17 protein-coding genes and 3 tRNA genes are annotated in these 20,362 nt (G+C 70.0%); 5 read left to right on the forward strand and 15 right to left on the reverse strand.

Features of this window, described 5'->3' with window-relative positions; genetic code table 11:
• Positions 1 to 122: 122 nt before the first annotated feature.
• Positions 123 to 2,048, reverse strand: a complete 1,926-nt coding sequence (locus tag AC2H6A_RS03645) for a SurA N-terminal domain-containing protein (RefSeq protein ID WP_484271777.1) — start codon at positions 2,046 to 2,048, stop codon at positions 123 to 125.
• 236 nt (positions 2,049 to 2,284) lie between these two features.
• On the opposite strand from AC2H6A_RS03645, the gene AC2H6A_RS03650 reads away from it, so the two are divergent.
• On the forward strand, positions 2,285 to 3,139 hold the full coding sequence (locus AC2H6A_RS03650) for a glucose 1-dehydrogenase (protein WP_484271778.1): 855 nt from the start codon (positions 2,285 to 2,287) through the stop codon (positions 3,137 to 3,139).
• 74 nt (positions 3,140 to 3,213) lie between these two features.
• On the opposite strand, the gene AC2H6A_RS03655 is transcribed toward AC2H6A_RS03650, so the two are convergent.
• The 8 genes from AC2H6A_RS03655 to AC2H6A_RS03690 all read right to left on the reverse strand — a co-directional run bounded on the left by AC2H6A_RS03655 (position 3,214) and on the right by AC2H6A_RS03690 (position 10,106).
• Positions 3,214 to 3,290, reverse strand: a tRNA-Asp gene (locus AC2H6A_RS03655).
• 38 nt (positions 3,291 to 3,328) lie between these two features.
• Positions 3,329 to 3,404 (reverse strand) — tRNA-Val (locus AC2H6A_RS03660).
• Between the two features lie 83 nt (positions 3,405 to 3,487).
• The gene (locus AC2H6A_RS03665; protein WP_484271779.1) at positions 3,488 to 3,760 is read right to left on the reverse strand and encodes an HU family DNA-binding protein; all 273 of its coding nucleotides are present in this window, start codon (positions 3,758 to 3,760) and stop codon (positions 3,488 to 3,490) included.
• Positions 3,761 to 4,010: 250 nt separating this feature from the next.
• Positions 4,011 to 6,443, reverse strand: coding sequence for an endopeptidase La (lon, locus tag AC2H6A_RS03670; protein ID WP_484271780.1), 2,433 nt, complete (start codon positions 6,441 to 6,443; stop codon positions 4,011 to 4,013).
• Between the two features lie 168 nt (positions 6,444 to 6,611).
• On the reverse strand, positions 6,612 to 7,877 hold the full coding sequence (gene clpX / locus AC2H6A_RS03675) for an ATP-dependent Clp protease ATP-binding subunit ClpX (RefSeq protein WP_484271781.1): 1,266 nt from the start codon (positions 7,875 to 7,877) through the stop codon (positions 6,612 to 6,614).
• A gap of 52 nt (positions 7,878 to 7,929) precedes the next feature.
• Entirely contained in the window at positions 7,930 to 8,592 is a 663-nt protein-coding gene (gene clpP, locus AC2H6A_RS03680) for an ATP-dependent Clp endopeptidase proteolytic subunit ClpP (protein ID WP_484271782.1), read from the reverse strand.
• Positions 8,593 to 8,678: 86 nt separating this feature from the next.
• Positions 8,679 to 9,980: a trigger factor gene (gene tig, locus AC2H6A_RS03685; RefSeq protein WP_484271783.1), complete on the reverse strand. Its 1,302-nt coding sequence runs from the start codon at positions 9,978 to 9,980 to the stop codon at positions 8,679 to 8,681.
• 40 nt (positions 9,981 to 10,020) lie between these two features.
• Positions 10,021 to 10,106, reverse strand: a tRNA-Leu gene (locus tag AC2H6A_RS03690).
• Positions 10,107 to 10,206: 100 nt separating this feature from the next.
• Between AC2H6A_RS03690 and hpnC the strand changes: the two genes are divergently transcribed.
• From hpnC to hpnE, 3 genes are read left to right on the forward strand one after another with little or no spacing between them, the layout of a single operon-like run.
• Complete coding sequence (gene hpnC, locus AC2H6A_RS03695; protein ID WP_484271784.1) at positions 10,207 to 11,061, forward strand: squalene synthase HpnC; 855 nt, start codon at positions 10,207 to 10,209, stop codon at positions 11,059 to 11,061.
• Between the two features lie 32 nt (positions 11,062 to 11,093).
• Positions 11,094 to 11,963 (forward strand): presqualene diphosphate synthase HpnD, encoded by an 870-nt coding sequence (gene hpnD, locus AC2H6A_RS03700; RefSeq protein ID WP_484271785.1) that lies wholly within the window; start codon positions 11,094 to 11,096, stop codon positions 11,961 to 11,963.
• Positions 11,960 to 13,378: a hydroxysqualene dehydroxylase HpnE gene (hpnE, locus tag AC2H6A_RS03705; RefSeq protein WP_484271786.1), complete on the forward strand. Its 1,419-nt coding sequence runs from the start codon at positions 11,960 to 11,962 to the stop codon at positions 13,376 to 13,378. The genes hpnD and hpnE overlap by 4 nt, the downstream gene beginning before the upstream one ends.
• 114 nt (positions 13,379 to 13,492) lie before the next feature.
• On the opposite strand, the gene AC2H6A_RS03710 is transcribed toward hpnE, so the two are convergent.
• The 3 genes from AC2H6A_RS03710 to alr are packed head-to-tail and all read right to left on the reverse strand — an operon-like array spanning position 13,493 to position 16,526.
• Positions 13,493 to 14,080, reverse strand: a complete 588-nt coding sequence (locus AC2H6A_RS03710) for a DUF2889 domain-containing protein (protein ID WP_484271787.1) — start codon at positions 14,078 to 14,080, stop codon at positions 13,493 to 13,495.
• Between the two features lie 5 nt (positions 14,081 to 14,085).
• Positions 14,086 to 15,450, reverse strand: a complete 1,365-nt coding sequence (gene radA, locus AC2H6A_RS03715; protein ID WP_484271788.1) for a DNA repair protein RadA — start codon at positions 15,448 to 15,450, stop codon at positions 14,086 to 14,088.
• A gap of 5 nt (positions 15,451 to 15,455) precedes the next feature.
• Positions 15,456 to 16,526: an alanine racemase gene (gene alr / locus AC2H6A_RS03720; RefSeq protein WP_484271789.1), complete on the reverse strand. Its 1,071-nt coding sequence runs from the start codon at positions 16,524 to 16,526 to the stop codon at positions 15,456 to 15,458.
• Between the two features lie 130 nt (positions 16,527 to 16,656).
• Here alr and lplT point away from each other — a divergent pair, with 130 nt between their 5' ends.
• Positions 16,657 to 17,922, forward strand: coding sequence for a lysophospholipid transporter LplT (gene lplT, locus AC2H6A_RS03725; protein ID WP_484271790.1), 1,266 nt, complete (start codon positions 16,657 to 16,659; stop codon positions 17,920 to 17,922).
• Between the two features lie 72 nt (positions 17,923 to 17,994).
• On the opposite strand, the gene AC2H6A_RS03730 is transcribed toward lplT, so the two are convergent.
• The 3 genes from AC2H6A_RS03730 to tsaB all read right to left on the reverse strand — a co-directional run bounded on the left by AC2H6A_RS03730 (position 17,995) and on the right by tsaB (position 20,059).
• A complete protein-coding gene (locus AC2H6A_RS03730; protein ID WP_484271791.1) occupies positions 17,995 to 18,603 on the reverse strand; it encodes a uracil-DNA glycosylase in 609 nt (202 codons plus the stop codon).
• A gap of 200 nt (positions 18,604 to 18,803) precedes the next feature.
• A complete protein-coding gene (rimI, locus tag AC2H6A_RS03735) occupies positions 18,804 to 19,304 on the reverse strand; it encodes a ribosomal protein S18-alanine N-acetyltransferase (protein WP_484271792.1) in 501 nt (166 codons plus the stop codon).
• A complete protein-coding gene (gene tsaB, locus AC2H6A_RS03740; RefSeq protein WP_484271793.1) occupies positions 19,301 to 20,059 on the reverse strand; it encodes a tRNA (adenosine(37)-N6)-threonylcarbamoyltransferase complex dimerization subunit type 1 TsaB in 759 nt (252 codons plus the stop codon). The genes rimI and tsaB overlap by 4 nt, the downstream gene beginning before the upstream one ends.
• Between the last annotated feature and the right edge of the window lie 303 nt (positions 20,060 to 20,362).

Consider the following 20,362-nt stretch of genomic DNA (forward strand, 5'->3'; position numbering starts at 1 on the left):
GATCGGCGCTGCCGCCGTCCGGGTGCTGGTGCAGGGTGCCGCAGCCGCCGTCCGGGTGCTCGTGCAGGGTGCCGCAGCCGCCGCCCGGGCGCTCGCGCAGGGTGCCGCAGCCGCGTTATCGCTCAGCGCGCGGCGTCGGCCTTGTCGATCAGCCGGTTCTCGTGGCGGACCACCTTGGCCCGCGCCTTGAGCGCCTCGAGATAGCTGGTGGTGTCCTGCTGGCCGAAGAGCTGGCTGAGCTGCGCCTGGAAATCGGCGCGGCGGGCCGCGATCTGCTCGGCACTCGGCGGAATCACCCGGGTGATCTGGAACAGGCCGTAGGAGCCATCGGCCAGGGGCAGACCCACCCAGGCAGGCAGCTTGCCCGAGGGCGCGCGAAACAGCGCCTCGAGCGCCTCCGACGGCGTATCGGCACCGCCCTGGCGGGACACCTGGCGGGCGGCTGACAGCCCCGCCTGCGCGGCGGCCGGATCGGCCTGCAGGGCCTTCAGGCGTGCCTCGCCGGCCTCGCGGGTGAGGCGACGAGCCTCCTGTTCGGTGAATCGGGCGAGCACCTCGGCACGCACCGCCTCGAAGGGCTTGCGCTGCGCCGGCCGGTGCTCGACGATGCGCGCCGACACCAGGGTGTTGCCGCCGGTCTCGACCGCCTCGGTGTTGCGCTTCTTGGCCAGCGAGTCTTCGCTGAAGAGGGCCGCCAGCAGCTTGGGGTTGTTCAGCGGCGACTTCGGTGCGCCGGGCGCGGGGTTGCGCTCCACCGCATCGGCGGTTCGGATCTCGAGCTTGAAGCGATCCGCGGCCGGCTTGAGGGAATCGGACTGCTCGTAGACCAGGTTGGTGAAGGCCTCGGCTGCCTCGGCGTAACGCTTGCCCGCCTGCTGGCGCCGCACCTCGGCCTCGATGGCCGGGCGCGCCGTCTCGAAGCTTTGCGCGGCAGCGGGCTGGATGCCGGTCAGCCGGATGATGTGCAGACCGAACTCGGTCTCGATCGGATCGCTGATCTCGCCCATCTTCATCGCGAACGCGGCATCGGCAAAGGGCTTGATCATGGCCTCGCGCGGGAAGAAGCCGAGGTCTCCGCCCTGCGCCGCCGAACCGGGATCCTGCGACTGAGCCTTGGCCAGCGCCGCGAAGTCACCGCCGCCGCGCACCTGGCCCAGCAGCGTGCGGGCCCGCGTCATGGCCTTCTCGCGGTCGGCCGCGCTGGCGCCGGCGTCGAGCTTGATCAGGATGTGGCTCGCGCGCCGCTGTTCCGGCGTGGTGAACCGGGCGGCATTCTGGGTGTAGTAGCCGCGCAGGTCGTCCTCGCCGAGCGCGATGCCGCGGGCGAGTTCATCGGCGCTGAGCACCAGGTACTCCACCCTGGCGGTCTCGCGGGTCTCGAAGGCGCGCCCGTTCTCCTCGTGGAACTTGCGCAGCTGCTCGTCGGTGGGTTTGATCGCCGCAAGCTGTTCGGCGGGCTTGAGCCGCAGTTCGCGCACCTCGCGAACCTCCTCCTGCAGCGCCAGCAGCCGGGTGGCCACCGCCGCCGGGAGCACGGCGCTCTGGGCCGCCGCCTCAGGCAGCAGGCGCAGGGTCTGGTCACGGCGCAGCTGGGCCTCGAAGACCGCCTCGTTCAGGCCCTGCGCCCGCAGCAGGCTCTGGTAGCGCTCCATGTCGAAGCTGCCATCGGGCTTCTTCAGGCCCGGGATCTCGAGGATGGACGCCCGCAGCTTGGCGTCGCTCACAGCAAGATGCCGATCGGCCGCCTCGCGCTGCACCACCCGCTCCAGCACCAGACCGTCGAGCACCTCGCGGCGGGCCGCCGGGGTGTCGAGCAGCTTGGCGTCGATCTGGTCGCCAAGCACCTGGCGCATCTGGTCGAGTTGCCGGCGCATGGCCTGGTCGAACTCCTGACGGGTGATCCGCGCCCCATCGACCTTGGCGACATTGTCGTCGTCCGACAGGAACTGGTCGTAGCCCGACACGCCGAAAAAGGCGAACGCAGGGAAGATCAGCAGCAGCAGCAGGAACTGCAGGATGCGCTGGTGTTTACGGATCGACTCGAACATGGCGGGATGACCGGATGGCGGCGTGGCGGCGCAGGCAACCGGGCAGGCGCCGCATCCGCGGGGGCTGGCTGGATATGCGCCGCGCACCCGCGGCGAACGCCAGGACAAGGCCGGCATCTTACCGCAGCGTTTCAGGCAATCCGCGCCGGCGACTCATGCGCGCAGGGCCTCGGCTAGAGTGCCCGCGTTCGGGTCCCGAAGGCCGGGAACGCCGACCGTCCTCCAGGAGCCTGTTCATGCCCTCGCCCGCCTCCCGTCCCGCCCGTGCCTCCAAACCCCCGCCGCACGGCCGGCTCGTCGGCAAGGTGGCGATCGTGACCGGTGCAGCCAGTGGCATCGGCGCGGCCTGTGCCCGCCTGTTCGCGGCCGAAGGTGCGGCCGTGCTGTGCACCGATCTCGACGCCGACGCGGGCGCCAAACTGGTCGAGGCCATCACGCAGGCCGGCGGCAGGGCGGCGTTCGCCCGCCATGATGTGGTCGAGGAGGCGCAGTGGGCGGAGGTCATGAGCCTTGCGCTGTCGCGCTTCGGCGCGCTGCATGTGCTGGTCAACAACGCCGGCATCGCGCCCGCCGGCGGTGGCGGTCCGGTGGAAAGCCGCAGCCTCGCGCAGTGGCGACGCACGCTGGCCGTGGACCTGGACAGCGTCTTTCTGGGCTGCAAGCACGCGATCGGCGCCATCCGCCAGAGCGCCACCGAGACCTCGCAGGGCTCGATCATCAACATCTCGTCGGTGGCTGGCCTGATCGGCCTGCCCAACGCCGCCGACTACTGCGCCGCCAAGGCGGGCGTGAGGCTGCTCACCAAGTCGGTGGCACTCGAGTGCGCCGCTGCCGGCTATCGCATCCGGGTGAACTCGGTGCATCCCGGCTACATCGACACGCCGATGGTCCGAGGCACGATCGGGCGACGCGCCGGCAGCACCTCGAGCAGCCTGCGCGAGGTGGAGCAGGCCCTCATCAGCCAGCATCCGATCGGCAGGCTCGGGCAGGCCGAGGAGATCGCCCGCACCGTGCTGTTTCTGGCAAGCGATGACGCGTCATTCACCACCGGCGCCGAGCTGGTGGTCGATGGCGGCTACACCGCCCGCTGAAGAAAAAGACAGGAAAAACAAAGGGCGCGGTGCGTTGGCACGGCGCCCTTTGAGTGCCCTGACGGGCTGATTGCTGGCGGAGTGGACGGGACTCGAACCCGCGACCCCCGGCGTGACAGGCCGGTATTCTAACCGACTGAACTACCACTCCTGATTCGGTGCTGCATTGCCACTGCCTGTACCGGACGCTGGTGGGTGCTGAGAGGTTCGAACTCCCGACCTACGCCTTGTAAGGGCGCCGCTCTACCAACTGAGCTAAGCACCCCGGTTCCGAATGACAGGCTCGTCACTGGCAAGACCAAGACTATACAACATTCATGCGCCGCTGTCCAAGTGGACGGCAATGGCTCAGTTGATGGCGTCCTTCAGGCCCTTGCCCGGACGGAACTTGGGGATCTTGGCCGACTTGATCTTGATCGCGGCGCCGGTGCGCGGATTACGGCCAGTGCGGGCTGCGCGCTTGCTGACCACGAAAGTGCCGAAACCCACCAGAGTGACCGAGCCGCCCTTCTTGAGGGTGGTCTTGATGGCACCGACCATGGAGTCGAGCGCACGCCCGGCCGCGGCCTTGGAGATGTCTGCCTGCCTGGCGATGTGATCGATCAGATCGGTCTTGTTCACTGCTACCCCCTGGGTGTTCTTATGGCGCCAGTGCGAGCGGAAGCGCGAGTCGCCGCCTGGCGAGCCGATGTTTGGGAATGATGGGAAGACGAGCGGGCGAAGTGCCGCCGTCGGGGGACTGTAATCGGCCGCAAAAGCCGGTGTCAAGCCGACATCCGGATGCACTCGGGTAATACACGCCGCGCCCGGAATTGTGCGTCGCTGACGCTCGCGCAACCTGGTGGTCACGCGAGCGTCAGCCGCGGGAACCTCAGTGAGCCACGATGTCGCCAGAAGCTCCGGCCACCGGGGCCGATGCCACTGCCGCAGGCTCGGCAGCCGCCGGCTTGGCGTCTGCGGTTTCCTCATCTGGGAGCGGCTCGGGCAGGCGCTCGAGGGCAATCTCCAGCACCCGGTCGATCCACTTCACCGGGACGATCTCCAGACGGTTCTTGACGTTGTCGGGAATGTCGGTGAGGTCCTTGACGTTCTCCTCGGGGATGATCACGGTCTTGATCGCCCCGCGGTGGGCCGCCAGCAGCTTCTCCTTCAGACCACCGATGGGCAGCACCTCGCCGCGCAGCGTGATCTCGCCGGTCATGGCCACATCAGCGCGCACCGGGATGCCGGTGAGCACCGAGACCAGCGCGGTGGTCATGGCGATGCCGGCACTGGGCCCGTCCTTGGGCGTGGCGCCCTCGGGCACGTGGATGTGGATGTCGCGCTTCTCGTGGAAGTCGGCCTTGATGCCCAGGCGCTGGGCGCGGCGGCGCACCACGGTCATGGCCGCCTTGATCGACTCCATCATGACATCGCCGAGCTTGCCGGTGCAGGTGGTGGTGCCCTTGCCCGGCACGGCCACGGCCTCGATGGTGAGCAGCTCGCCCCCCACCTCGGTCCAGGCCAGACCGGTCACCTGCCCGACCTGGTTCTCCTTCTCGGCAACCCCGAAGGTATAGCGGCGCACGCCCAGGAACTTGTCGAGGTTGCGGGCGGTGACCGCGATCTTCTTCTCGGACTTCTTCAGCAGCAGGGTCTTGACGACCTTGCGGCAAATCTTGCTCACCTCGCGTTCGAGCGAGCGCACGCCGGCCTCGCGGGTGTAATAGCGAATGATGTCGCGCAGCGCGCCTTCGGCCACGCTGATCTCATCGGGCTTCAGGCCGTTGTTCTTGATCTGCTTGGGCAACAGGTAGCGCTGGGCGATGCTGACCTTCTCGTCCTCGGTGTAGCCCGACAGCCGGATGACCTCCATGCGGTCGAGCAGCGCCGGCGGGATGTTCAGGGTGTTGGCCGTGGCCACGAACATCACGTCGGACAGGTCGTACTCCACCTCGACATAGTGATCGGTGAACGAGCTGTTCTGCTCGGGGTCGAGCACCTCGAGCAGCGCGCTGGAGGGATCGCCGCGGAAGTCCATGCCGAGCTTGTCGACCTCATCGAGCAGGAACAGCGGATTGCGCACGCCCACCTTGGCCAGATTCTGGAGAATCTTGCCGGGCATGGAACCGATGTAGGTGCGACGGTGGCCGCGAATCTCGGCCTCGTCGCGCACGCCGCCGAGCGCCATGCGCACGAACTTGCGGTTGGTGGCCCGGGCGATCGACTGACCCAGCGAGGTCTTGCCCACGCCCGGAGGCCCGACCAGACACAGGATGGGCGCCTTGAGCTTGTCGACGCGTTGCTGGACCGCGAGGTACTCGAGGATGCGTTCCTTGACCTTCTCGAGGCCGAAGTGATCCTGGTCGAGCACGGTCTCGGCGTTGCCGAGATCATTGTTGATCTTGCTCTTCTTGCGCCAGGGCAGGTTGACCAGGGTGTCGATGTAGTTGCGCACCACCGTGGCCTCGGCCGACATCGGTGACATCAGCTTGAGCTTCTTGAGCTCGGCATCGGCCTTCTTGCGCGCCTCCTTGGGCAGATGCGACGCCTTGATGCGCTTCTCGAGCTCCTCGAGGTCTGCGCCCTCCTCGCCCTCGCCGAGCTCTTTCTGGATGGCCTTGACCTGCTCGTTCAGGTAGTACTCGCGCTGGCTCTTCTCCATCTGGCGCTTGACGCGGCCGCGGATGCGCTTCTCGACCTGCAGGATGTCGAGCTCGGTCTCGATCTGGGTGAGCAGCTTCTCGAGCCGCTCCGAGACCGAGATGGTCTCGAGGATGCCCTGCTTCTGCTCGATCTTGATCGGCAGGTGCGCGGCCACGGTATCGGCGAGCCGGCCGGCATCGTCGATGCCGCTGAGCGAGGCCAGGATCTCGGGCGGGATCTTCTTGTTGAGCTTCACGTACTGATCGAACTGCGCCAGGATCGCGCGGCGCAGCGCTTCGTTCTCGGGCGAGCCCTCGCCCACCACATCGACCGGCGCGAGCTCGCAGCTGAAGTGCGACTCGCCATCGGTGATGGCGGTGATGCGGGCGCGGGTGGCGCCTTCGACCAGCACCTTCACGGTGCCGTCGGGCAGCTTGAGCATCTGCAGGATGTTCGAGACGCAGCCGATCTCGTAGATGTCCTCGGGCGAGGGCTCATCCTTGGAGGCGTTCTTCTGGGCGACGAGCATGATGCTCTTGCCCACCTCCATGGCCGCCTCGAGCGCCTTGATCGACTTGGGACGCCCCACGAACAGCGGAATGACCATGTGGGGAAACACCACCACATCGCGCAAGGGCAGCAGAGGCAGCTGGGTGGCGGCGCTCAGGGTTTCGGGCATCAGGTTCTCCGGGTTGGATCCACACGGGGCAGCTTGGGGCAGGCACCGCGCTTTTCAAGGAGCATACGCCGTGCCGGCGCTGACAAGCGCCGGAACAAGCGGAGGGAATCAGGTCTTTGCGGAAGGCTGGGCGCGGTACAGGTCACGGCCAGCCCTGCCAGGAAGCGGTCAGTGACCGCCCGCCACCTTGGGCGACTCGGCGTAGATGAGCAAGGGCTGGCCGTCGCCGGTGACCGCGTTCTCGTCGACCACCACCTTCTGGACATTCTGGTGGCTGGGCAGGTCGTACATGAGGTCGAGCAGCACCTGCTCGAGGATGGAGCGCAACCCGCGCGCGCCGGTCTTGCGCTTGAGCGCCTTGCGGGCAATGGCCTGCAGGGCAGCGGGCCGCACCTCGAGCTCGACGCCTTCCATGGAGAAGAGCTTCTGGTACTGCTTGACCAGGGCGTTCTTGGGCTCGATGAGGATCTCGACCAGCGCGGCGTCATCGAGTTCGTCGAGCGTGGCCACCACCGGCAGACGGCCGACCAGCTCGGGAATGAGGCCGAACTTGATCAGATCCTCGGGCTCGACCTCGCGCAGCACCTCGCCCACCGGCCGCTCGGCGGCGGAGCGGACCTCGGCACCGAAACCGATGCCCGAGCGCTCGGAGCGATTGCGGATGACCTTCTCGAGACCATCGAACGCGCCACCGCAGATGAACAGGATGTTGGTGGTGTCGATCTGCACGAAGTCCTGGTTGGGATGCTTGCGCCCGCCCTGCGGCGGCACCGAGGCGACCGTGCCCTCGATGAGCTTGAGCAGCGCCTGCTGGACACCCTCGCCCGAGACATCTCGGGTGATGGAAGGGTTATCGGACTTGCGCGAGATCTTGTCGATCTCGTCGATGTAGACGATGCCGCTCTGCGCCTTCTCGACCTCGTAGCTGCAGTTCTGCAGCAGCTTCTGGATGATGTTCTCGACATCCTCGCCGACATAGCCCGCCTCGGTGAGGGTGGTGGCGTCGGCGATCACGAAGGGCACATTGAGCAGGCGGGCCAGCGTCTGGGCGAGCAGCGTCTTGCCAGAGCCGGTGGGGCCCACCAGCAGGATGTTGCTCTTGGAGAGCTCGATGTCGTCCTTCTTGCCCTTGTGACGCAGCCGCTTGTAGTGGTTGTACACCGCGACCGAGAGAATCTTCTTGGCCTTCTTCTGACCGATGACGTACTGGTCGAGGATGGCGCAGATCTCGGCCGGTGACGGCAGGCCGGCGCGGGCGCCCGGCGCCTGCTGCTCGCCCTGCGCTTCGTCGCGGATGATGTCGTTGCAGAGCTCGATGCACTCGTCGCAGATGAACACCGAGGGGCCGGCGATGAGCTTGCGGACTTCATGCTGACTCTTGCCGCAGAACGAGCAGTAAAGCAGCTTCTCGCTGGAGCCCTTCTTGTCTGACATCATGGGTCTTTCGGGCCTCGCTCGGCGACGGAGACTGGGCGGTTCAGACGGCTCAGGCCGTCTCGCCGCGACGGGACATCACCTTGTCGATGAGTCCGTAGCTTACCGCATCTTCCGGAGACATGAAGTTGTCGCGGTCGGTGTCACGGGCGATGCGCTCGAGGGGCTGGCCGGTGTTGGCCGCGAGGATGCTGTTCAGGCGCTCGCGCAGGTAGAGGATCTCGCGGGCCTGGATCTCGATGTCGGACGCCTGGCCCTGCGCGCCGCCCGAAGGCTGGTGGATCATGATGCGCGCGTTGGGCAGCGCAAAGCGCTTGCCCCTGGCGCCGGCCGCCAGCAGGAAGGCGCCCATGCTGGCTGCGATGCCCATGCACAGCGTGCTGACATCGGGCTTGATGAACTGCATGGTGTCGTACATGGCCAGCCCCGCCGACACCGATCCGCCGGGCGAGTTGATGTAGAACGAGATGTCCTTGTCGGGGTTCTCGGACTCGAGGAACAGGAACTGCGCGACCACCAGGTTGGCGGTCTGGTCCATGACCGGCCCCACCAGGAACACCACCCGCTCCTTGAGCAGGCGGGAGTAGATGTCGTAGGCGCGCTCACCGCGGCCGCTCTGCTCGATGACCATGGGCACCATGCCCAGGCCCTGAGGATCCTGGTGTTGGGCAAGGCGGTGGTTGACCAGATCCTCGACGAGGCTGTTGAAAGTCATGGCAGATCTCCGTTGCGCGCCAACCCGGACGGGCGGCTGGCCTGAAGGCATTCTAACCGCAGCCGGGAACCGCTCCCGGCTGCCGGTCAGCCGGCCATCAGCTCGTCGAAAGGCAGGGCCTTGTCGCTGACCTTCGCATTGGCGAGCACCCAGTCGACGACATTCTGCTCGACCACGATCGCCTCGACCTCGGCCAGCCGGTTGCGGTCGCTGAAGTAGTGGCGGATGAGCTCGCCGGGGTTCTCATAGGACTGGGCGAATTCCTCGACCTGCTTGCGCAGCTGGTCGGGCTTGGCCTGCAGGGAGCGGGCACGGACCAGTTCGCCCACCAGCAGTCCCAGGCGCACCCGGCCGGTGGCCTGCTCCTTGAAGGTATCGGGCGGGATCGGCGGCATGCGGTCGATGTCCACGCCACGCTGCTTGAGATCGGCGCGGGCCCGCTCGCCCAGGGTGGCGCTCTCGGCGTCGACCAGCGCGGCCGGCAGCTCGAAGCTGGCCACCTCGGGCAGGACCTGCATCACCGAGGCCTTGGTGCGCGCACGCAGCCGCTGGGCGACCTCGCGCTCGAGGTTGGCGCGGACATCGGCGCGCAGCTTGTCGACCGAGCCATCAGGCACCCCGAGGCTGGTGGCGAAGGCGGCGTCCAGCGCGGGCAGCTGCTGCTCCTCGACCAGGGCAACGCGGGTCTCGAACTGGGCAGTCTTGCCGGCGAGTTCGGCGGCACCGTAGTCTGCCGGGAAGGCCACCGGGAAGACCGGGGTGTCGCCCGCGCTGGCGCCGCGCAGGCCGGCCTCGAAGTCGGGCAGCATGCGACCCTGGCCGAGCACCACCTGGAAACCCTCGGCGGTGCCGCCATCGAAGGGCGTGCCATCGAGCGTGCCCTTGAAGTCGACGGTGATGCGGTCGCCATCGGCGGCCGGGCGCTGCGCCGCCACCCAGGGCGCACGCTGCTTGCGCAGGATGTCGATCGTCTTGTCGACCTCGGCCTCGCCCACCTCGCAGGTGTAGCGCTCGACCGCGAGCGCGGCGAAGTCGCCGAGCACGATCTCGGGGTAGACCTCGAAGCTGGCGCTGAAGCCGAGTTCGCCTTCGGGCGTGTCTTCGCGGCGTTCGATGCTCGGCTGACCGGCCACGCGCAGCGAGTGCTCGGAGACCGCATCGCTGAAGGCCTTGGACACCGCGTCGCCGAGGACCTCGGACTGGACCTGGGCGCCATACGACTGCTCGATCATGCGCATTGGCACCTTGCCGGGCCGAAAGCCGGGCATCTTGGCCGTGCGGGCGATGTTGCGCAGGCGCTGGGCCACATCGCGCTCCACTTCGGCGAGCGCCACGGAAAGGGCGAGCTTGCGCCCGAGCGTGCTGACGGTTTCGAGTTGAGATGCCATGCTGTCGTCCAGATCAGTGGGAGGGCTGCCGCCGGGCGGCTGGTGCGGCCGAAAGGACTCGAACCTTCACGCTCAAGGAGCGCCAGGACCTAAACCTGGTGCGTCTACCAATTCCGCCACGGCCGCAAAACCCGTGAGTGTAACGGATCGACCCGCAGCGCTGCGCCCGGGCCTGTCGCCGTCAGGGGTCGGCGAGCCCGCCGGGCGAGGTGCCTACAATGCCGGCATGTCTGCCGACCCCGGTGCCGTCGCCCGCCCCTGGCACGGTGTGGATCACTACGAGAACTTTCCGGTCGCCTCATGGCTCGTGCCGGCCGGCCAGCGGCCCACGGTCGCGGCGCTCTATCGCTTCGCGCGGCATGCCGACGATGTCGCCGACGAGGGCGACGCGCCGGCCGACCTGCGGCTGGCCGAGCTCGATCGCCTGGAAGCCGCGCTCATCGACCCGGCCCGCCCCCATCCGGCAGTCGAACCGCTGCGCGCCTTCTTCGCCGCCGACCCGCAGGCGGCGCTCGAGTGCCGTGCACTGCTCTCGGCCTTTCGCCAGGATGTCAGCGTTCACCGGCATGCCGACCAGGCCTCGATTGCCGACTACTGCGCGCGCTCGGCTGCGCCGGTCGGCAGGCTGATGCTCGGGCTGTTCGGCTGCCGGCGCGAGGCGCTGGTGGCGCTCTCGGACTCGATCTGCGTGGCGTTGCAACTGATCAACTTCCTGCAGGACCTGGCCACCGACTGGACCCGGGGCAGGCTCTATCTGCCGCAGGACGAGCTCGCCGCCGCAGGGCTCGATGAGCGCGCACTCGACCGGGCGCTTGCACGAGGCGCCTGCGAGCCGGCGCTGCGCGCGCTGCTCGAGCGCCGCACGCGTGAGGCTGCCGGGCTGCTCGAGGCCGGCGCGCCGCTGGTCAGGGCCGTGCCCTGGCGGCTCGGGCTGGAACTGCGCGGCGTGCTGGCCGGTGGCCGGCGCATCGTCGAACGCCTGGCGCGCACCGGCTACGATCCGGTCGCGCAGCGCCCCCGCCTCGGAGCGGCCGACGCCGGCGCCCTGCTGCGCCTCGCGCTGCGCCCGCCCCACCTCTGACCCGTGCGCCCGAGCGCCCCGAGCCGCGTGCCATGACACCCGACCAGTACTGCCAGCAGAAGGCCGCACGCAGCGGCTCGAGCTTCTACTACAGCTTTCTCTTCCTGCCACCGCCGCAGCGGCGCGCGATCATCGCGCTCTATGCCCTGTGCCGGGAGGTTGACGACACGGTGGACGAGATCACCGATGAGGCGGTGGCGCGCGCGCGCCTGGCCTGGTGGCGCGACGAGATCGGCCGCCTGTTCGCCGGCGACCCGACGCATCCGGTGACCCGCGCGCTGCAGCCCGCGATCGCCGGCTATGGCGTTGACCGCGGTCGCCTGCTCGAGATCGTCGACGGCATGCAGATGGACCTGGACCAGACCCGCTACCTGGACTTCACGCAGCTGCGGCTCTACTGCCACCGGGTGGCGGGCGTGGTGGGCACGCTGTCGGCCGGCATCTTCTCGCCCGGCCGCGCCGATCTCGGCGTGTACGCCGAGTCCCTCGGACTCGCGCTGCAGTTGACCAACATCATCCGCGATGTCGGTGAAGACGCGCGCCGCGGCCGGGTGTACCTGCCGATCGAGGACCTGCAACGCTTCGGGGTGCCCGCCCACCAGATCCTGCGTGGCGAGCACAGCGACGGCTTCGTCGCGCTGATGCGTTTTCAGGCCGAGCGGGCGCGCGGCTACTACCGTGAGGCCTTCGCCGCCCTGCCCGAGGCGGCGCGCCGCGAGCAGCGCACCGGCCTGATCATGGCCGCGATCTACGCCACCCTGCTCGAGGAGATCGAGCGTGACGGCTTCCAGGTGCTCGACCGACGCACCTCGCTCACGCCGCTGCGCAAGTTCTGGATCGCCTGGCGCACCTTCGTCGGGGCACGGGTGCCGGTGATCCCCCCCGCCCGCGAACCCGCGTGAGCGCCGCAGCGCCCGACCGCGCCGAGGTCAGCCGCCGCCGCGACACCCTCGACGGCGATGGCCGCCGGGCCCCGGTCACCGTGGTGGGCGCCGGCTGGTCGGGTCTTGCCGCTGCCGTGGCCTTGCGCGATCGCGGCCTGCCGGTGCGCCTGATCGACAGCGCCCCGCAGGCGGGCGGGCGGGCCCGCGGGCTCGCGATCACGCTGGCTGGCCGCACCGTGCGTCTCGACAACGGCCAGCACCTGATGGTGGGCGCCTACCGGGACAGCCTCGCACTGGCGCGGCGGGTCGGCATGGCGCACGATGCCCTGCGTCGATCGCCGATGCGTCTGGTCGCGGCCGACGGCCTGAGTCTGTCAGCACCGCCGCTGCCCGCGCCGCTGCACCTCGCCGCCGGCCTGATCGGTGCCCGGGGCCTGACCTGGCCGGATCGCTGGGCGCTGCTGCGCTGCCTGGGCGGTCTGCGCCTGCGCGGCTGGCCGGCACCGGCGCCGCAGACCACCGTGGCGCAGTGGCTTGCGGCGCAGCGCCAGCCCGAGGCGCTGCGCCGGCGGTTCTGGGTGCCGCTGTGCGTGGCCATGCTGAACACGCCCGCGCCCCAGGCCTGCGCGGCGACCTTCGTGCGGGTGCTGCGCGACACGCTCGGCGCGCCCCGCGGCGACAGCGACTTCCTGCTCGCCGCGCACAGTCTCGACGAGGTGCTGCCTGCCCCCGCCATCAAGCATCTGCAGGCGCACGGCGCACAGGTCTGTCTGCGCACCACCGCGCGTGGCCTGCGGATGCAGCCCGAGGGTGCCGGCTGGTCGGTGGACACTGGCGAAGGGCTGCTGCCGGCCAGCGGCGTGATCCTGGCCGTGCCGGCGCCCGCGCAGGCCCGGCTCGTGGCCGGGCTGCCTGGCGCGCAGGCCGAGGCGATCGCGGCCCGTCTGGCCGGGATCGACCATGAGCCGATCGCCACCCTCTACCTGGCCTGGCCGGCCGACCGGCCCTTGCCCGCGCCTGAGCTGTGCATGCTCACCGAGAATCCGGCGCGCGGCGCGCATGGCCAGTGGTTCTTCGATCGCGGCGAGCAGCAGGGTCTGAAACTGGCCGCGGTGGTGGTCAGCGCCGCGGCCGAGGCCGCACACGCGCGCGAGGCGCTCACCGAGGGGATCGTGGCCCAGTTGCGGGCCCAGCTGGCGCTGCCCGCACCGCTCGACACACGGCTGGTGGTGGAACGGCGCGCCACCCTGCGCTGCACGCCGGATCGCCCACGGGTGCACGCCCACGCGGTGGACTCGCTGACGCTTCCCTGGCCCGGCCTTTGGCTGGCCGGCGAACAGGCCTGGCCCGACTACCCCGGCACCCTGGAAGCCGCCGTCCGCAGCGGTCGGGCCGCCGCCGCAGCAGCGGCCAGCCACCTCGCCGCACACTGACCTACCTCGCCGCGCACGAGCGCAGATCGCCGGCCTTCGGCCGCTGCGCCCGCGCGCTGCACGCGCCCTGGCCTCGCCCCCGAGCTCAGCCCTCGTTGCGGCCCGACACCGGCTTCAGCCTTGCGCCTCGCCCTCGCCCTCGCCCCGCGCCGGCAAGGCCCAGTGCGGGTACAGGCGCGCGACCATCTCGCCGCGCCGATCCCAGGCCGTGCAGCCATCGAGGAATCCGGTGGACTCGCCGTCGACGCGCACGGGCTGATCGGTGCCGTCGTCCACCGGCCAGCCCGACAGGGTCTGGAAGGCGACCGTGGCCATCGGGAAGAGCAGCTCTCGTACATGGGTGCAACCGCGCACCCCGCCCACACAGGCCTGCACCGCCTTGCGCCAGCCCGGCCCCACCCGCTGACCGACCAGGCCCTGGAAGGCCGGCGGCGCGCCGAGGCACACCTGGTAGGGATGCTGGTTCATCGAGACCTCGATGGCCCTGACCACCATGCCGGTGTCGATGGTGAGGCGCACGCTCATGTCATGCACCGGGCTGCCAATCTCGCGATGGCCGCGCTCGGGCTCGCGGTAGGCGTAGGCCTTGGTGTCGACGATGCTGGCCTCGATGTCCCAGAGGCCGTCATCGCGCAGCCAGCCTTCGCAGACGATTCGGCGGGTGTGCATGGCGCGCCGGGGCGCCGGAGCGGACAGAGCCATGAGTGTCATTCCTCCCAGGCGGCCTGCAGGGCCGCGTCGATCCGATCGAGGCCGACCACGCTCAACCCCTCGATGGGCTTGCGCGGCAGATTGGCGCGGGGCACCAGCGCCCGCGAGAAGCCGAGCTTGGCGGCCTCGCGCAGCCGCTCCTGACCGCGCGGCGCGGGCCGGATCTCGCCGGTGAGACCGACCTCGCCGAACACCGCCAGCCCGCGCGGCAGCGGTCGGCCCTTGAGCGAGGAGCTCACCGCCAGCATCACCGCGAGATCGGCCGCGGGCTCACCGATCCGCACGCCGCCGACCGCATTGACGAACACATCCTGGTCGTAGAGCGCGATGCCGGCGTGGCGATGGAGCACGGCCAGCAGCAGGGCCAGGCGGTTGTGCTCGAGGCCCACCGACAGGCGCCGCGGATTGGGCACATGAGCGGTGTCGACCAGCGCCTGGATCTCGACCAGCAGGGGTCGGGTGCCTTCCTGGGTGACGAGCACGCAGGCACCGGACACGGGCTGTTCATGCTGCGACAGAAACAGCGCCGACGGGTTGGACACGCCGCGCAGGCCGCGGTCGGTCATGGCGAACACGCCGAGCTCGTTGACGGCGCCGAAGCGGTTCTTGAAGGCCCGCACCAGGCGATAGGAGGAGTGGGTGTCGCCCTCGAAGTAGAGCACGCTGTCGACCATGTGCTCGAGCACCCGCGGCCCGGCCAGTGTGCCCTCCTTGGTGACATGACCGATCATCACGATGGCGCAGCCCAGATGCTTGGAAAGCCGGGTGAGCTGCGCGGCGCACTCGCGCACCTGTGACACCGACCCCGGGGCAGCGGTGAGCTGCTCGGAGTACAGGGTCTGGATGGAGTCGATGACCACCACCGCCGGCCGGTCGGCCTCGAGCACCGGCACGATGCGCTCGAGCGCGATCTCGGCCAGCAGCGGCATGCGTTCGGCGGCCAGACCGAGCCGACGGGCCCGCATCGCCACCTGGCTGGCCGATTCCTCGCCGGACACGTACAGCACCTTTTGCGTGGCACAGAGATGGGCCAGCGCCTGCAGCAGCAGCGTGGACTTGCCGATGCCGGGATCGCCGCCGATCAGCACCACCGAGCCCGTTACCAGGCCGCCGCCCAGCACGCGGTCGAACTCCTCACTGCCGGTGGGCAGGCGCTCGATGGTCTCGGCCGCCACCGCGCCAAGCTCGCGCACGCCGCTGGCCGGCGCAAGGCCGGCAAAGCGGTTGCGTGCCGCGGGCCGCTCCTCGATCACAGACTCCTGCAGCGTGTTCCATTCACCGCAGTGCGGGCACTGGCCCGACCACTTCGGCGCGGTGCCGCCGCAGGCCGAGCAGACATGGTGGGTGCGGGCCTTGGCCATGCGGCTCAATCCTCGATGAGCCGCGACACCCGCGGGGCGATCGCGCACAGCAGCTCGTAGCCGATGGTGCCGGCATGGGCGGCCACCTCGTCCACCGGCACCTGCTCGCCCCAGAGTTCGACGGGATCGCCGGGCCGGGCGGCCGGGGCCCCGGTGAGGTCGATGGTGAGCATGTCCATCGAGACGCGCCCCACCACCCGGGTGCGCACACCGCCGACCGCCACCGGTGTGCCGGTGGGCGCATGGCGCGGGTAGCCGTCGGCATAGCCGGCGGCCACCACCCCGATGCGCATCGCCGAGCTGGCGACGAAACCGCTGCCGTAGCCCACGGCATCACCGGGTGCGAGCGCCTGCACCGCGATCAGACGACTCTCGAAATGCATGGCCGGGCGCAGACCGAGCGCGGCCGCCGGACGATCGGCAAAGGGCGAGCCGCCGTAGAGCATGATCCCCGGGCGAATCCAGCCGCGCCGCGCGGCGGGCACATCGAAGAGCGCGGCAGAGTTGGCCAGGGAGACGCCGATCGCGGGGTCGGGCAGTGCGGCCAGAAACCGCGCCAGCGGCGCCTCGGCGCCGCCTGGTCGGTCGGCGTTGGCGAAGTGGGTCATGGCATGGACCCGCCCGACGCCGGGCTGCGCCCGCAGCGCGGCCAGCACCCCGGACAGCGACGCCGGCGGGAATCCCAGGCGGTTCATGCCGGTGTTGAGCTTGACGAAGACCTCGAGGCCAGCCCCGGCCGGCAGCGAGGCCAGCCAGTGAAGTTGCTCGGGCTGATGCACCACCAGCGACAGGTGCGCCTGCGCGGCCTGCAGGACATCATCGGGGGCGAAGGCGCCCTCGAGCATGAGCAGGGGCCGCTGCCAGCCGGCGCCGCGCAGCGCGAGCGCGCGATCGAATTCGACCAGGGCCAGCCCGTCGGCCTGCGCGAAACCGGCCAGCGCCGCGGCGATGCCGTGGCCATAGGCGTCGGCCTTCACGACCGCCCACACCGGACAGGCAGGCGCCAGCTCGCGCACCCGGGCGAGGTTGTGGCGCAGGGCGGCGGGCAGGATCCGGACGCGGGCAGGACGGCTCATGTAAGGGTCGGGACGCTACCACAGCCCAACACGGGCATGCCCCGCGAGCACGCAGGCCTGCGTCCGGGAGTGGCAATCCCTTCATGGTATAACCGCCGCGCCCGCTACCGCGGCCGACTTCCGGGATCTCATGAAACGCGGCTTCTACACGATCATGGCGGCGCAGTTCTTCTCGTCGCTCGCCGACAATGCGCTCCTGATTGCCGCGATTGCACTGCTGGTCGAACTGCATGCGCCGGACTGGATGAAGCCGCTGCTCAAGCTGTTCTTCACCATCTCGTATGTTCTTCTGGCGCCTTTCGTCGGCGCCTTCGCCGACTCCATGGCCAAGGGTCGGGTGATGTTCGTGACGAACACCATCAAGGTGCTCGGCTGCGCGCTGATGTTCTTCGCGATTCACCCGCTGCTCGCCTACGCGGTCGTGGGCTTCGGCGCAGCGGCCTATTCACCGGCCAAGTACGGCATCCTCACCGAGCTGCTGCCGCCCGAGAAGCTGGTGGCCGCCAACGGCTGGATCGAAGGCACCACCGTGGGCTCGATCATCCTGGGCACGGTGCTGGGCGGGGCGCTGATCAGTCCGGCGGTCTCCAGCGTGCTGCTGGGTGCGGACCTGCCGGGCTTCGATACCGGGGTGGACACCCCGGCCGAGGCGGCCATTCTCGTGATCGCGGTGGTCTATGTGATCGCGGCGCTCTTCAACCTGCGCATCCCCGACACCGGCGCGCATTACCCGCACCAGGAGCGCAACCCGATCAAGCTGGTGGGCGAGTTCGCCCACTGCTGCGCGGTGCTCTGGAAAGACCGCCTGGGGCAGATTTCGCTGGCGGTCACCACGCTGTTCTGGGGCGCGGGCGCCACGCTGCAGTTCATCGTGCTCGAGTGGGCGCGCACCGCGCTGAACATGCCGCTCAACCGTGCGGCCGTGCTGCAGGGCGTGGTGGCGGTGGGCATCGCGCTGGGTGCGGTGGTGGCCGCGCGCTGGGTGCCGCTGCGCGGCGCGCTGCGGGTGCTGCCGGTGGGGGTGGCCATGGGCGTGCTGGTGCCGATGATCACGCTGGTGTCCAGCGTGGAGGCCGCGTACCCGATGCTCGTGGCGGTGGGTGCGCTCGCCGGCTTCTTCGTGGTGCCCATGAATGCGCTGCTGCAGCATCGCGGCCATGTGCTGATGAGCGCCGGCCACTCGATCGCGGTGCAGAACTTCAACGAGAACCTGAATGTGCTGGCCATGCTCGGCCTCTATTCGCTGCTGATCAGCACGCGCATGCACATCAATGTGATCATCGTGCTGTTCGGCAGCTTCGTGGCCGTGACCATGCTGCTGGTCATCCTTCGGCACCGGGCCAACCAGCGGCAGTTCGATGCCGAGGCCACGCTGCCGGAAGGCTCCGGCCACTGAAACAGGGTGCCGGTGCCTGAAGCCGGTGCCTGAGAAGCGTGCGCCGCAAGCCCGGGCCCGGTAACGGGCGTCTCAGCCCGCTGCGGCGCGCTGCCGCGGCAAACGTGCAAGCGCCAGGCACAGGTCGGCCCAGGCCTTGCCCTTGTCGGCCGGATTGCGCAGCAGATAGGCCGGGTGGTAGGTGACCACCAGCGGCAGCTCGGCACCGCCGACCGGGTAGCGGTGCACCCGGTTGCGCAGGCCGGCCACCGAGGCGTCGGTCTCGAGCAGTGCCTGGGCCGCGAAGCGCCCCATCACCAGGATGCCGGTGGGCGCCAGCAACTCGATCTGGCGCCGCAGGAATGGCGCGCAGCGCGCAACCTCGTCGGGCTCGGGATTGCGATTGCCCGGCGGCCGGCACTTGAGCACATTGGTGATGAACACATCCCGGGCACGATCGAGCCCGATGGCAGCCAGCATCGCATCGAGCAGGCGGCCGGCCTGGCCCACGAAGGGTTCGCCACGCAGGTCTTCCTCGGCGCCGGGGGCCTCACCGACGATCAGCCAGGGCGCGGTCGGGCTGCCGCTGCCGAACACGGTCTGCTGGCGCGATCGGCACAGGCCGCAACGCTCGCAGGTGCGCACCGAGGCCTGCAGAGACTCCCAGTCGGGCATCGGCGTCGGATCGGCAGATCGGGCCATCTCGGCTTGGATCGCCTCGCCACGGATCGCCTCGCCACGGATCGTCTCGCGCGGGCTCGGTGGCGCGCGGCGCGCTTCATCGGGCCGGGGCAGCTCGGCCCCCGAGGGATCCAAGCCCTCCCCGAGCGCCGCCCGGGCATCCCGGCGGACCCAGACCGGACCCAGGCCGAGCGCCTGCCAGGCCGCACGCTGACCCGGCGTCATGCCGCCCGACCGCGAACCGGCGAGGCTCGATCGAGCTCGCGACGCAGCACCAGCGCGTCCTCGCGGCTGTCACCTTCGGCCGGGTAGTAGCGGCGCCGCAACCCGACCTGCGTGAAGCCGCTGCGCTGGTACAGGTCGAGAGCACGGAGGTTGCTGGGTCGCACCTCCAGGAACATGGCGCGGGCGCCCTGCCCGCGCGCCTGCTCGCACAACCAGGCGAGCAGCCAGCGCCCCAGGCCCTGGCCCTGGCGGTGCGCGGCGACCGAGAAATTGAGCAGATGGATCTCGTCGATCACCGCCATGGTGAGGGCGTAGGCCTGGACCACGCCGGCGCGCTCGAGAACCCAGCCACGATGACCTGCCGCGAGCGAGTCGCCGAAGTTGCCGGCGGTCCAGGGGAAGGGATAGATCGCGCGCTCCACCTCCATCACCGCAGGGATGTCTTCGGGAAGCAGCGCGCGCAGCAGATCCTGTGCGGCCAGGGGCTGGGCACTCATGCCGCGGCCCCGCGACGCTGCCGAGCCGCGGCCTGTTCGGCGGCGTCAAGCGCCACCTTGTCGCGCACATAGCGCGGCGCCGCCGCATCGGGCGCGATGGCTTCGCCCCTGAGCCAGGCCCGCTCGGCGATCTCGGCCAGCGCATCGCCTGCCGGGAAGGCATCGGGGATCAGGCCGGCTCCAGCCGCTGCGGCCTGCTCGGCCAGCGCCGGATAGCGGGTGAATGCATCGCCCACCGCCACCCAGGCACCCGCGGCAAGGGCCGAAAAGGCCGCCATGCCATGCCCGAGTGCGTCGGGCGACAGAACGGCAAGCGCCGAGGGCGGCTCGCCGCGGTCAGGATCGGGCTGCGGCCAGCCCGCCTGGTAGACCTCACCCATGCGGGCATCGGTGGCCGCCAGCGTGGGCCACCGGCGATGCGGCCAGGCCAGCGCCAGCAGCGAGGACACCGGCACCACCGGGCAGCCCAGGCCAAGCGCCAGCCCCTGCGCGAGGCCGCACCCCACCCGCAGGCCGGTGAAACTCCCGGGCCCGGCATCGAAGGCAATGAGGCCGACATCGCGCAACCCCAGCCCTGCCTGCGCGAGCAGCTCGCGGGCCATCGGCATGGCGCGCTCGGCGTGACCGCTGCCGACATGCTCGCTGACGCAGGCCGCGCGCCGTCCGGCAGCGCCGGGATCGGCTGGTCCGGCCCAGCGCAAGCCGACCGAGCACCAGCCCCCCGAGGTGCCCAGGGCGAGCACAACCGGTGGCACGCGCGGTTCAGGGGACGACGGCGAACGAAGGGCGGCGGGCACGCGCTGATTCTACCCGCGCGACCGCCGCCGACCGGACGGCGCCGGGCGGGAGAACCGCGCCCTTGACCCAACCCCTGCGCTTCTCAGCGCGACGGGTCTTCCAGGCGACGGCGACGCTCCTCGAGCAGTTGCAGGCGCAGCTGCCGCCGCTCCTCCGGGGTGAGGGGTGTCATGGCCGGCTCGGCATCGGACCGACGCCAGCCGTGGCGTCCGTGACCGGGGTAAGGGGGACGCGCGGCGCCGGGCGGGAGGCCAGGGCGA

The organism is Quisquiliibacterium sp. (genome assembly GCF_982640115.1).